The organism is Candidatus Schekmanbacteria bacterium RIFCSPLOWO2_02_FULL_38_14, assembly GCA_001790855.1.
In the GTDB taxonomy this organism is placed as follows: Bacteria; Schekmanbacteria; GWA2-38-11; order GWA2-38-11; family GWA2-38-11; genus 2-02-FULL-38-14-A.
The window spans coordinates 1-13,503 of sequence record MGDH01000041.1 but is presented as its reverse complement, the minus strand read 5'-3'; the positions used below and the strand labels follow the sequence as shown (position 1 = coordinate 13,503).

Below are 13,503 nucleotides of genomic sequence, written 5' to 3'. Positions count from 1 at the left end.
GGGAGTTCACAGAATGTTAAAAATTTTTCCTTTAATCAAGACTATTTTTTTAATCGTTTTTCTTCTTACATTTTCTTTAGTCTTTGCACAGGAAGAGGGTGCGGATTTAAATATTCCATCCCGAGCTGAGCTTCTCAAGCCAGGAGCAGAAAAGACTGCTGAAGGATTACCTGGAGGATTAAAAGAAAGGACAGTTTCTTTCGAATTTAAGACAAAATTAACTGCTATTCCAGGTGATACCTACGTTGAATTAAAATGGGAACCATATACCTTCCCTTTAAAAGATATTGAAAAGATGGAAAGAAACAAAAAGAGATTAATGGAAACTGGTGCCCTAACAGAAAAAGAGAAAGAGGAGGTAATAGAAATTGGCACCCCAAAGGAAGTATTAGAGGAAGAGAGGTTTGAAATAGCCGGATATGAAATAAATTATGGAGAAAAATCAGAAGAGTATACAAAAACCATTGATGCCGGAAATATTACAAGTTACAGAGTAAGAAATTTAAAAAATTATACGACCTATTTCTTTGCTGTAAGGGCTTATACAAATTTCTTTACTATAAAAACTTATAAAAAGAAAAAGTCATATAGCAATTTATCTGAAGAGGTAACCGCAACTCCAAAGGAAGCAAAGGACCTTCTTTCAGATATTGAGAAGGGCTTTAGAGAAGAGAAAATCCCTCAGATAATTTCCAGAGAGGTAGTTCAATTTGGATATGATATATTTAAAACCACTGTCTCTACCTTTGCTCCTCTAACCGATGTTCCTGTTGGACCTGACTATGTAATAGGTGCTGGAGATAGATTTACAATTGATATCTGGGGAAGAGTTGAAGAGAGCTACAGGGTTGAGGTTAATCAGAATGGAGAGATTATTATTCCAAAAATAGGGACATTAAAAGTTTGGGGTCTTACTTTTTCTCAATTGAGAGACTTTCTCCAGGCAAAATTCTCAAACTATTACAAGAATTTTCAAATGAATGTTACTATGGATAAAATAAGAACAATTCAGGTTTTTGTTGTGGGAGAGGTTGATACTCCTGGAAGTTTTTCACTTTCTTCTTTGGCTACAGCCTATAATTCCCTTTTTGCAGCAGGTGGTCCTACAAAAAGGGGGACGATGAGAAAAATTAAGCTTATGAGAAATGGTGAGATTGTTAGAGAAATTGACCTATATAATTTTCTTCTCAAAGGAGATAAAAGCCAGGACGAACGCCTCCAATCCGGTGACACCTTATTTATTTCTATTATTGGTCCAGTGATTGGAATTGCCGGAAATATAAAAAGGCCAGCAATTTATGAATATAAGGATAGGGTTACTTTGGGAGAATTTCTTGAGATGGCTGGTGGTATAACTCCTACAGGATATTTACAAAGAATCCAGGTTGAGAGAATTGTTGCCCATGAAAAGAGGATTGTCCAGGATTTTAATTTGGCTGGGGGAGAAGGATTTGAAAAAGACTTAAGGTTTCAAGAAGAGCTTCAGGACGGGGATTTTGTAAAGGTCTTTCCTATTCTTTCTTTGACTGAAAAGATTGTTTATCTTGAAGGCAATGTTGAAAGGCCAGGTGGATATGAGCTAAAGGATGGTATGAGGGTCAAAGACCTTATTAAATCATTAGAAGACCTGCTACCAGAGCCTTATCTCCAGCATGCCTCAATTACTCGTGAAGTTCCACCCGATAGGCATCTTGAAACTATCTCATTTAACCTCGGGAAGCTATTGCTTGAAGGAGATGAGTCACAAAATTTAGAGCTTAAATCCAGGGATAAGGTAAGAATTTATTCCAAAGAAGAGATGAAGGGAATATCTACAGTCAAAATAACAGGTGAGGTTGGTAATCCTGGCGATTACGAGTTTTTGAAAAATATGCATGTGAATGGCTTAATATTTAAAGCAGGAAATCTCCTGAGAAATGCATATCTACCAAGTGCAGAGCTCACAAGGATTGAAAAATTGGAAGATAAGACTGTTACAAAACAGATTCAAATTAATCTCAGAGAGGCTTTAAGGGATAATCCGGAACATAATATAATTCTTGAGCCTGATGACCATCTCTCAATCAGAAGCATTCCTGAATGGGTTCTGAATAATACTGTTATACTGAAAGGTGAAGTAAAATTTCCAGGCACCTACACAATTGCTAAAGGCGAACATCTAAGCTCGGTTATTGAAAGAGCAGGTGGATTTACTGACAAGGCTTATATTAAAGGCGCATATTTTACAAGGGAATCAGAGAGGCTCAAGGTTAAAGCAAGAGTTGATGATTTTGTGTCAAAACTTGAACAGGATGTTCTTCAGGAATCTGCTCCTCCGGTTCTTGCAACTATATCTCAGGATGAATCTGTTGCACGCAAGGAGTTTTTAAATTTAAAAACCGAGCTTATAAAGAAATTAGTAAACGCAAAGATTGAGGGAAGAATAGTTGTAAAGCTTGATTCACCGGATAAATTCAAGGACTCGAGATATGATATAGTTCTTGAGAAAGATGACACACTTTTTATTCCTCCAATTCCTACATCAGTTACAATATTAGGAGAGGTATATAACCCGATTTCACTGTTACATACCAAAGGGGCAACAATAGCAGATTACGTGAATATGGTCGGGGGTCCTACAAAAAATGCCAATGAAAGCGAGATATATTTAATAAGGGCAGACGGCTCAACTATAAGCAGATTACAGGGAATGTCTTGGACTACTGAGGGGACAGGATGGTTTACTCCAAGCTTTATGAACATAAAGGCAGAGCCCGGCGATACAATCCTTGTTCCAAAGAGAGTGATAATTCTTGACTATTTAAAATATGCTGACCAGGCGTCAAGGACAATTGCTAACATAGCTGCAACAGTGGCAGTTATATTTGGTGTGCTTGATAGCACCCCATGAAGATTAAAATTTATGGATAAAGAAATACAAGATTTTGAGGAAGAAATTAACCTGATTGATTATTTAAGGATTTTAAAGAAAAGAAGAAAAATGATCTTCAATCTTTTCTTAGCCTCTGTAGTCATTACAGCCATTGTAAGTCTTTTTATGACAAAAATTTACAGGGCAGAAGCCACATTGATGCCAATTGATGCGGGCAGAGGTCTTTCATCTTCTCCTCTTACATCCGCTGCTGAGTCATTGCCTTTCCTTTCAGGTTTGGGGTCGCGCTTTGGCGGGGGTTCTTTAGCAAAATTATCTACTTTGCTTGAAAGTAAAATAGTGGCTGAACATGTTGTGATATCTCTAAATTTAGATAGAATATTTTTTAAAGATAATTGGGATGATGAAAAAAAAAGATGGAAAAATAATTCTCCTCCTTCAATGCAGAGATCTATAGAAACATTGTATAAAGGAATAGTTAATATATCATCAGACAGCAAGAAGGGATTAGTTTCTGTTTCTGTAGATTATAAAGACCCAGCTCTTGCAGCAAAAATAGCAAATGAGTTTTTATCTGCTCTCCAAAAGTTTTTAAATGAAAATACTATGACACTCGCAAAGAAAAACAGGCTTAATCTTGAAAAACAATTGGAGGAAACAAGAAAGGACTTGGTTAAAGCAGAAGAACTTTTGTTGAATTTCCAGCAGAATAAGCAGATTGTTGAACTTGATAAGCAAACAGAATCAGTTATAAAAACCTCGGCAGATATTAAGGCAAAATTGGTAGCAAAAAAGGTTGAGCTTGGGGTCATCAAGAAATTCTCTACTGATGCAAACCCTGATGTAATTAGATTAAAAGATGAAATAGATGAGCTTACCAGACAGGTAGAAATGATAGATGTTGGGGAAAATGATGGTAGCTCCCTGGAAGACGGAGACAGAGTTTTTCTGCCTTTTAAAGAAACTTCTAATGTAGGATTGAATTTCGTAAGGTTAAAAAGAGAGGCAATAGTGCAGGAAAAGGTTTATGAACTGCTATCACAACAATATGAGCTTGCAAGAATTGAAGAGGCAAAAGATTCAATAGATTTTGTAGTAATAGATAAAGCTGTGCCACCAGAAAAAAGGATAAAGCCAAATAGGACTTCGAATGTCATGCTTGCAGGAATAACCTCTATATTCATAGGGATATTTTTAGCATTCTTCCTTGAGTACTGGGAGAATGTCAGGAAGAGTGAGTAATTTAACAGCTGGCAAGTTATCAAGCTTGCAAGCTGGTTAGCTTTAATAACGATGAAGTCATGGTTTGCAGTATATACTAAGCCTATGAAAGAGGAATATGCGAGATGGAACCTTATAAATATGGGATATGAGACCTTTCTTCCCATTTGCCTGAAAACAAAAAAGGGAAGCAAAATGGCGCTTCCTCTTTTCCCCCGTTATCTTTTTGTTAATTTTGATCTTGAAAAAGATCCCAGGTGGTCAATAAGGAATTGTAGAGGCGTGATAAGGCTTGTGAGTTTTCGTCCTGATGGATTTCCCTCTTCTGTTCCTGAAAGGTTTATAAATGATATCAAACTGCGTTTAGATAAGGATGGATATGTAAGGATAGAAACTTTAGCCTCAAAGCTCAAAACCGGAGATAGAGTTGAGATTGGGGATGGTCCTTTTTCAGGCTATCAGGGCTTATTTTTAGAGAGTTTGAATGGAAGAGATAGAATATTAATACTTCTTAATATCATTCATAACAGTGTGAAGATTTCTATTCCATCAGAACTTGTGAGTAAAATTTAAATTTCCTGTAAACTGGCTATTGGCAAATAACAAATAGTGAGTTTATGGCGGTAGCTTGTCTTTTGTTAAAAATGTATAGCGAGCGCATTCCTAACAAGTTTGTTGTGAGGAGCTTTAATCTCAGACAGGAGAATTAATTTATCATAAGCGAAAAAGTTTTATTATGTAGAAAAAGCTAATTAAATAATTTAAAGAATTTTTGAGCTGAGGTTTTTGAGAAGCTAAAAAAATACTTTTATAGTAAATAAAAATTTAATCTAAAAATTTCTACTATCATTGGAGAGATAAATGAAAACTGTATTAATTACTGGTGGGGCTGGATATATAGGCTCACTTCTCACAGGATTTTTGCTAAATAAAGGCTATAAGGTTAAGGTTATTGATGAACTATGGTTTGGAGGAGAGTCAATAATGCCATATTTCATAAATAACAATTTTATCTTTATAAAAGGTAATGTATGTGAAATTCATAAATATGAGGAATTGTTTGCAGATGTGGAAGTAGTTGTTCACTTTGCTGCAATAGTTGGTTTCCCTGCCTGTCAGCAAGTAGGAAAAGAGACTGCTTTTAAATTTAATCATGAAGCCACAAAAAAAGTTTTTGATGTTGCAGAATCAAAAGGGATAAAGAGATTTATCCTTGCATCTACATATAGTAATTATGGAATTTCAGATGATGGGAAAGCTGTAACTGAAGAATCACCTCTCTATCCACAATCTATATACGCAGAAAGTAAAATCAAAGCTGAAAAATATTTATTGAGCAAAGGTATAAACAGTTATTGTGCTCCTGTGATACCAAGGTTTGCTACACTATTTGGTATTTCTCCTCGAACGAGGTTCGACTTGATTGTTAACCAATTTGTTTTAGAAGCAATGACTAAAAGAAAATTAATCATTTACCAAAAAAATTATAACAGATCTTTTGTTCACATTCGTGATGTAATCAATGCTATTTATTTAATGATGGAGGCAGAAGAAGATAAAATACGAAATCAGATTTTTAATGTAGGTTCTGATTCCGGCAACTGCTCTAAAGAGGATATTATCAAAATGATACAAAAGAATATCCCTGCTGTTGAAGTTGAATATAAGGATTTATCATTTGGGCAAGATATGCGTGATGTAAAAGTTAGCTTTAATAAAATAGAAAAGATTCTGGGTTTCAAAGCAACTATTACAATTGAAGAGGGGATAAAAGAAGTAATTAAAGCAATTTCAGATGGGTTAATAAAAAAACCTGATGATTTTAAGTATCTTAATCATCAGTTTATAATTCAGTAACCAATTTAGAGTTTTGCAAAGAGAAGAAAACCATGAATAATAATCTAAATCAATCTATGGATTGGTCAAGTAAATGCGTCTTAATTACGGGTGGAGCTGGTTTCCTCGGTTCTTTTGTTGTACAAAAGCTCAAAGAGCTTGGATGTAAAGATATTTTCGTTCCGCGGAGTAAGGAATACGATCTTGTTGATATGGAAGCTGTCCGTAGGCTTTACAATAATGCCAAACCTGATATTGTTATTCATCTTGCAGGGAGAGTTGGAGGTATAGGGGCAAACCGTGTAAATCCTGGTAAGTTTTTCTATGGTAATATCATGATGGGTGTTCAGATGATAGAGCAGGGAAGACTGAACCGAATAGAAAAATTCGTTGCTATGGGAACGATATGTTGTTATCCAAAATTCACACCTGTTCCCTTTAAAGAGGAAGAACTATGGAACGGTTATCCCGAAGAGACTAATGCCCCTTACGGACTTGCAAAGAAGATGCTTTTGGTTCAATCACAAGCCTATCGCCAGCAATATGGGTTTAATTCTATCTATCTTCTACCGGTAAATCTTTATGGTCCAAAAGACAATTTTGACCCCGAGTCTTCTCATGTTATACCAGCCTTAATAAAAAAATGTGTTGATGCAATAAAGAATAAGGATTCGCAAATAACTGTTTGGGGGACAGGAAAGGCCACAAGAGAATTCCTTTATGCAGAGGATGCGGCAGAAGGGATTTGTCTTGCTGCAGAGAGGTACAATAAACCGGAACCAGTGAATCTTGGTGCAGGTTTTGAGATTTCTATAAAAAACTTGGTTGAATTGATTGCTGAACTTTCAGGTTTTAAAGGGAAAATTATTTGGGATAAAACAAAACCGGATGGTCAACCAAGAAGATGTCTTGATACGACAAGAGCGGAAAGGGAATTTGGTTTCAAGGCAAAAACAAATTTTGAAAAGGGATTGGAAAAGACTATTGAATGGTATAGAGGAGAGAAAAGATAAAACTGTGCAAGGAGAATACCTTATGAAACGTGCTCTTATTACTGGTATCACTGGTCAGGATGGTTCTTATCTTGCAGAGTTTTTATTAAGCAAAGGTTATGAGGTTCATGGACTTATCCGGCGGTCAAGTACATTTAATACAGGGAGAATAGACCATATCTATATTGATCCGCATATTTCAAATGCACGACTATTTCTTCACTATGGTGATTTAGCAGACTCAAGCCTACTTACAAGCCTTATCTATGACATAAAACCAGATGAGATTTATCATCTTGGAGCACAGAGTTATGTAAAAGTAAGTTTTGATATGCCTGAATACACAGGTGATATAACAGCGTTAGGAGTGACAAGGGTTTTGGAGGCTATAAGGAGGAGCAATATAAAGACAAAATTTTACCAGGCTTCGTCGTCAGAAATGTTCGGGTCAGTTCCTCCACCACAGAATGAGAGAACTCCTTTTTGTCCAAGAAGCCCTTATGCAGCGGCAAAACTTTATGCCTACTGGATGACCGTAAATTATCGTGAAGGATACAAAATCTTTGCTTGTAATGGTATCCTTTTCAATCATGAATCCCCGCGCCGTGGGGAAACCTTTGTTACAAGAAAAATAACGCGTGGTATTGCCAATATTTTAGCAAGAAAACAAAATAAACTTTACCTTGGCAACCTCGAAGCAAAAAGAGACTGGGGCTATGCGCCCGAATATGTAGAAGCGATGTGGCTTATGCTACAACAGGACGAACCGGATAATTATGTTATTGGCACAGGCGAGAGTCACTCGATAAAAGAGTTTTTGGAAGAAGCATTTGGTTATGTGAAATTAGATTGGAAAGATTATGTAGAGATAGACTCCAGATATTTTAGACCATATGAAGTGGACTTTTTGTTGGCAGATAGCAGCAAGGCAAGAAAGAAACTTAATTGGGTTCCTAAGATTAATTTCAAGGAACTTGTAAAGATAATGGTTGATGCAGATATGGAATTAATCGGCCTTAACTCACAAGGAGAGGGGAAAAAAATATTGAAGAAAAAGGCTATTAGTTGGACAAGCAATAAATTAACCTTGGGTTAAAAAGAAGGAAGTAAATTTATTTATTTAAACTTGAACTTATTGTCAGAATTTAAGGGTTTAACGCTATTTATTCCTTCCTGAAATATTATCAGATGCCTTTGTGGAAAGATTATGAAATAGATTTCATTGAAGATGATAGAAGTTTGTAAATATTTTATGACAAAGAAGGATTTAAAAAAGCAAACTAAAGTTTTATTTTTAAAAAATATTCAACTTATAGTTTATGATTTTGATGGTGTTCTTACAGACAATAAAGTTATTTTAAGAGAAGATGGAATAGAAAGTGTTGTTGTAAATCGTTCTGATGGTTTAGCAATAGGAATAATCAATGATAGAGGGATAAAACAGATTATATTAACAATGGAAACAAATAAGGTAGTAGAAGCACGGGCAAATAAGCTTAATATTCCAGTCATTAAAGGCGTGGTCAATAAAAAAGAGACCCTTGTTTCCTACTGTAATGAAAATAATATACAACTTAGCAATGTAGTTTATATTGGTAATGATATTAATGATTTTGAAGTAATGAGTATTGTTGGTTATCCAGTATGTCCTTTAGATGCTTATGAAGAAATAAAAAGGATATCAAAGATTATTCTTGAGGTTAAAGGAGGTGAAGGAGTAGTTAGAGATTTTTTAAATTATATTGAACCTGATAATAAGGAGAAATTGAAATGCATTTAAATCCATATGCAAATCAGGAAAAATTGCCATTTATGATTGCAGAGATTGGCATTAATCATAATGGTGATGTTGAGATCGCGAAAAAGCTTATTGATATGGCAAAAGAATGTGGGGCAGATGCTGTTAAATTTCAAAAGAGGACAATTGACATTGTTTACACTAAGGAATTGCTTGATTCACCGAGGCAGAGTCCTTGGGGAATGACTCAGAGGGCGCAGAAAGAAGGACTTGAATTGGGAAAAAAGGAATATGATGAAATTCATTCCTATTGTAGAGAGAAAGAGATTTACTGGTTTGCTTCTGCATGGGATGAGAAAAGTCAAGAGTTCCTAAGGCAGTATGATTTACTCTTTAACAAAATTGCCTCAACCATGCTTACACACAAAATACTTGTGGATATGGTGGTTGAAGAAGGAAAGCATACATTTATCTCAACTGGTATGAGTAATTTTGAGCAGATAGATAGGGTTGTAAGTATATTTGAAAAGAAAAGATGTCCTTATACTCTTATGCATTGTATTTCTGTTTATCCTTGTCCGGACGAGTGGTGTAATGTAGAAATGATTAAGACATTGAAGGATAAATATAAATGTCCTGTAGGATATAGTGGTCACGAGGCAGGGGTATTGCCATCTGTTCTTGCAACTACGTTAGGAGCGGTTGCAATAGAAAGACACATAACCATAGACAGAACTATGTATGGCTCTGACCAATCATCATCTCTTGAAAAACATGGCTTGGAACTTGTAATGCGAGATACGAGAAGAGTTAAGCAAATTTTAGGTTCAGGGAAAAAAATTATTATTCCAGAAGAAGAGAAAGTGGCTTATAAATTAAGATATTTTCGTGAAGATGGTTTTCGATGGCATGAAGAATGATAATATACAGAAGTTACTAAGTGTTTTATGAAAAGTAATAGTTTGATTTATAGTATAATTCCTGCAAGGGGTGGTTCTAAAGGTGTTCCCGGTAAAAACATAAAACTATTAGGTGGATATCCCTTAATAGCTTATTCAATCACAGCTGCCAAACTAACAAATAGAATAAAGAGGATAATTGTATCTACTGATTCTAAAATCATAGCAGATATTGCTTTAAGGTATGGAGCAGAAGTTCCGTTTCTTCGTCCAAAAGAGTTTGCAAGTGATACTTCTCCTGATATTGAATTTGTATTACATGCTTTAAACTGGTTTCAAGATAAGGAGAATATAATCCCTGAATACTTAGTGCATCTTCGTCCGCCAACTCCTTTCCGCACCCCCGAATTAATTAATAATGCCATCTCAGCCATTGAAAATGACCCGGAATCAACTTCCTTGAGGTCAGTTCAGGAGCTTGGTGAAGCTCCTGAAAAATATTTTAGAATTAATAAAAGAGGGCATCTTACTGGACTTTTTCCGGATGATCCTAGACCTGAATATTACAATTTACCACGACAAGCTTTCCCTCCAGCCTACTATCCTAACGGCTATGTTGATATAATCAAACCACATTACGTTTTAAAAAATAACAGGCTTCATGGACATAAAATGATCGGGTTTGTTACTCCTAAGACTACTGAAGTTGACACAGTGGATGATTTTCATTTTTTGGAATATGAAATCAATAAACGGGGCAATGTCTTGTTTGATTATTTGAAAATGAATTTTTCAGCGGAGGAATAGATAATGTCAGGGCATAGCTTTTCGCTTATTCCTCAAAAAGTACCACCTGTAGATTCTAAATATAGGAAAATAAAGACCATGATACCTGTCCCTGAGTCTTTGGCTATATTTGATTTGCTTGGAAAGTTAGAATCCAGGTCAATGCATGGTCAATTGCCGGTTGTATGGGACAGGGCTGAGAATTTTCAGGTTTTTGACCCATATGGTAATTCGTGGATTGATTTCACATCTACTATTTTCTTGGCTAATTCAGGTCATGCAAATCCTAAAATCATTTCAGCATTACAAAAAATGCTTGATCAAAAATTGCTTCATACCTACACATTTGCCAATGAAAGCCGCATAGAATTTTTAAAAAAGCTGATAGAGATATCACCCGTACAATTTGAAAAAGCCTTTTTGCTATCTTCTGGCACTGAGGCGACAGAGTGCGCCATAAAATTAATTAGGATGCATGGACAAAGTATAAAGCCATCTAAGATTGGTATTATTTCGTTTCAAGGCGGCATGCATGGCCGCACTATGGGTGCTGAGATGCTCAAGGGAGACCCTAAGGGAATAGCATGGATTGGATATATGGACCCCAATATACACCATCTGCCAATACCTTATCCATGGACCACAAAAATAAAGAATAGAGATGATTTATCATGGAAAGAGCACTTTTGCAATGATATGGAGGTTCTGAAAAAAAAGGGACTGGATTTTAGTAATATAGCAGGTTTTATGATTGAATCATATATTGGATGGTCAGCAATGTTTTTCCCTGTTGAATATATTCAGGGTTTGGCAGACTTTGCAAAAAAATATAATATACTGGTTGCCTTTGATGAAATTCAATCTGGATTTGGAAGAACAGGCAAACTCTTTGCTTATCAACATTATGGCGTTGAACCTGATCTGTTGTGTTTGGGCAAGGGATTAAGTGGTTCCCTGCCTTTGTCTGCTGTTATTGGAAGAGTGAGTATAATGGATTTGCCCGATATTGGTTCTATGAGCAGCACACATTCAGCAAACCCTCTTTGTTGCGCTGCTGGACTTGCAAATATAGAAGCTATTGAAGAAGGAAAACTTATAAAAGAATCTGAGAGAAAAGGAAAGTTGCTGCATGGTTGTTTAACTAAGTTGAAAAATAAATATTCAGATAGAATTTCATATATTTTTGGTACTGGTCTTATTGCAGGAATTATTTTTAAAAATCCTGTGACAGGCGAGGCTGATGCATTGTTTCCGACTAAAGTCTGCGAGAAAGCTATGCAGAAGGGAGTAATACTTGTACATACCGGAAGAGAGTCAATAAAAATGGGACCGCCATTGACAATCCCTGATGACGCCTTGTTAGAAGGATTAGAAGTATTAGAGGAATCAATTATAGAGGTTGCTAAGGATAGCTAATGATAACGAATATCCGTCATACCGGAATAGTTGTGAATGAATTAAAAGATTCGTTATTTTTTTATACTGAGTTACTGGGTTTTAAGGTTGTCAAGAAAATGATAGAATCGGGTAATTACATCAATAATATGTTGTCGTTAAAAGATGTAAAGGTAACTACAATAAAATTAGCTGCACCGGACGGAAATTTGATTGAGCTTCTATATTACCATTCGCATCGAGGGATAAACAAAGGACAAAAAGAAATTTTTGAGCCGGGATTATCTCACATGGCTTTTACAGTAGATGATTTGGACAAGGAATATGACAGACTGACAAAAGCCGGAATAACCTTTAATGCTCCTCCACAATTTTCTCCGGATAGGTTTGCAAAAGTTACGTTTTGTAAAGACCCTGATGGAAATTTCATAGAACTTGTCGAGATTCTAAAAGACAAATGAAAAAAGACTATATTTCTATAGTGTATGATAAAGAAAAAATTCCCAAAACTGATTATCCCTTCAAATTAGCACTTCATCTTATTAATAAATTTAACCTTAGAAAAGAAGACAAACTTCTTGAGATTGGATGCGGCAGAGGAGATTTTTTAGAGGCATTCAGACATTTTGGTGTTGATGTTTATGGAGTAGACTTATGTGATTCAAGTGTTAAAACACTCTGCCATTTAGGAGTAAAAAAAGTTGATATTTCTAAAGATACCCTCCCATTTGATGATAATTCTATAGATATTATTTACCACAAATCACTATTAGAGCATTTTTACTCTCCAGAGCATTTAATGAAAGAAACCTATCGTGTGCTTAAACCAGATGGAAGAGTTATCATATTGACTCCTGACTGGATAAGCCAGATGAAGATTTTTTATGAAGATTTTACACATTGCAGGCCATATGATACTACAGCGGTGGGTGATCTATTACGGATTAGTGGATTTTCTGAAATACAAACAGGATTATTCTATCAATTACCAATCCTATGGGAATTCCCAGTATTAAAAGTTTTCAGTTTTTTACTTCAACTTTTAATTTCAACCCCAAACGCAAGAAAATTGACTAAATTGACTGGTATAAAATTTTTCAGGTGGTCTGTTGAACTTATGGTATTAGGAACTGGGATCAAGGATGGAAAAGATGCCTGACTTTTGGCGCGATAGAATGGTCCAGCATATAAATATGATAAAGTCATTATCAGAAAACGAATCAATTTTACGTGTTCTAAATAATATTTCTGAAGTTATCATAAGTTCATACATATCCGGCGGTAAGCTTCTTATCTGCGGCAATGGCGGAAGCGCTGCAGATTCCCAGCATATTGCAACTGAACTTGTAAGCAGATTTCTTAAAGAGAGAAAGGCTCTGGATGCAGAGGCTTTGACTGTAAATACATCATCAATTACTGCTATTGGGAATGACTATTGTTTTGAAAAAGTCTTTTCAAGGCAAGTTGAAGCAAAAGGGAAAGCCGGAGACATTCTTCTTGGTATTTCAACAAGCGGTAATGCAAAGAATATAATCGAGGCAATCAGGGTTGCAAAAAGCATGGATATAATTACGATAGGTTTAACAGGGAATAATAAAGATAGTCTGATCTGTAAATTGTCTGATTATTGCATTTGCGTTCCCTCAGATTTAACGCCGAGAATTCAGGAAGCGCATATCCTGATAGGCCATATGCTGTGTGAGTTTATAGAAAATAAATTATTTAACTGAAAATAATGGTATTTTATCAAAAGAAGCATTTAAC

At 35.6% G+C, this 13,503-nt stretch carries 13 protein-coding genes; all 13 read left to right on the top strand.

Going from position 1 to position 13,503, the window contains the following annotated elements; genetic code table 11:
• Positions 1 to 13: 13 nt before the first annotated feature.
• The 13 genes from A3H37_04455 (at position 14) to A3H37_04395 (ending at position 13,469) form a co-directional block, all read left to right on the top strand.
• Positions 14 to 2,890, top strand: a complete 2,877-nt coding sequence (locus A3H37_04455) for a hypothetical protein (GenBank protein ID OGL48178.1) — start codon at positions 14 to 16, stop codon at positions 2,888 to 2,890.
• A gap of 12 nt (positions 2,891 to 2,902) precedes the next feature.
• Complete coding sequence (locus A3H37_04450) at positions 2,903 to 4,114, top strand: hypothetical protein (protein ID OGL48177.1); 1,212 nt, start codon at positions 2,903 to 2,905, stop codon at positions 4,112 to 4,114.
• Between the two features lie 84 nt (positions 4,115 to 4,198).
• On the top strand, positions 4,199 to 4,666 hold the full coding sequence (locus A3H37_04445; GenBank protein ID OGL48176.1) for a hypothetical protein: 468 nt from the start codon (positions 4,199 to 4,201) through the stop codon (positions 4,664 to 4,666).
• Between the two features lie 288 nt (positions 4,667 to 4,954).
• A complete protein-coding gene (locus A3H37_04440; protein ID OGL48175.1) occupies positions 4,955 to 5,950 on the top strand; it encodes an epimerase in 996 nt (331 codons plus the stop codon).
• Positions 5,951 to 6,006: 56 nt separating this feature from the next.
• Positions 6,007 to 6,942, top strand: coding sequence for a GDP-fucose synthetase (locus A3H37_04435; GenBank protein OGL48218.1), 936 nt, complete (start codon positions 6,007 to 6,009; stop codon positions 6,940 to 6,942).
• 22 nt (positions 6,943 to 6,964) lie between these two features.
• Entirely contained in the window at positions 6,965 to 8,017 is a 1,053-nt protein-coding gene (locus A3H37_04430; protein OGL48217.1) for a GDP-mannose 4,6-dehydratase, read from the top strand.
• 156 nt (positions 8,018 to 8,173) lie between these two features.
• Entirely contained in the window at positions 8,174 to 8,701 is a 528-nt protein-coding gene (locus A3H37_04425; GenBank protein ID OGL48174.1) for a hypothetical protein, read from the top strand.
• A complete protein-coding gene (locus A3H37_04420; protein ID OGL48173.1) occupies positions 8,692 to 9,579 on the top strand; it encodes an N-acetylneuraminate synthase in 888 nt (295 codons plus the stop codon). Before A3H37_04425 ends, A3H37_04420 begins: the two co-directional genes overlap by 10 nt.
• 27 nt (positions 9,580 to 9,606) lie before the next feature.
• Positions 9,607 to 10,365 carry a hypothetical protein gene (locus tag A3H37_04415; GenBank protein ID OGL48172.1) on the top strand — a complete coding sequence of 253 codons (759 nt, stop codon included), beginning with the start codon at positions 9,607 to 9,609 and terminating at the stop codon, positions 10,363 to 10,365.
• Between the two features lie 3 nt (positions 10,366 to 10,368).
• A complete protein-coding gene (locus A3H37_04410; protein OGL48171.1) occupies positions 10,369 to 11,760 on the top strand; it encodes an aminotransferase class III in 1,392 nt (463 codons plus the stop codon).
• Complete coding sequence (locus A3H37_04405) at positions 11,760 to 12,200, top strand: hypothetical protein (protein OGL48170.1); 441 nt, start codon at positions 11,760 to 11,762, stop codon at positions 12,198 to 12,200. Before A3H37_04410 ends, A3H37_04405 begins: the two co-directional genes overlap by 1 nt.
• The gene (locus A3H37_04400; protein ID OGL48169.1) at positions 12,197 to 12,898 is read left to right on the top strand and encodes a hypothetical protein; all 702 of its coding nucleotides are present in this window, start codon (positions 12,197 to 12,199) and stop codon (positions 12,896 to 12,898) included. The genes A3H37_04405 and A3H37_04400 overlap by 4 nt, the downstream gene beginning before the upstream one ends.
• Positions 12,882 to 13,469 (top strand): phosphoheptose isomerase, encoded by a 588-nt coding sequence (locus tag A3H37_04395; GenBank protein OGL48168.1) that lies wholly within the window; start codon positions 12,882 to 12,884, stop codon positions 13,467 to 13,469. Before A3H37_04400 ends, A3H37_04395 begins: the two co-directional genes overlap by 17 nt.
• The last annotated feature ends 34 nt before the right edge of the window (positions 13,470 to 13,503 follow it).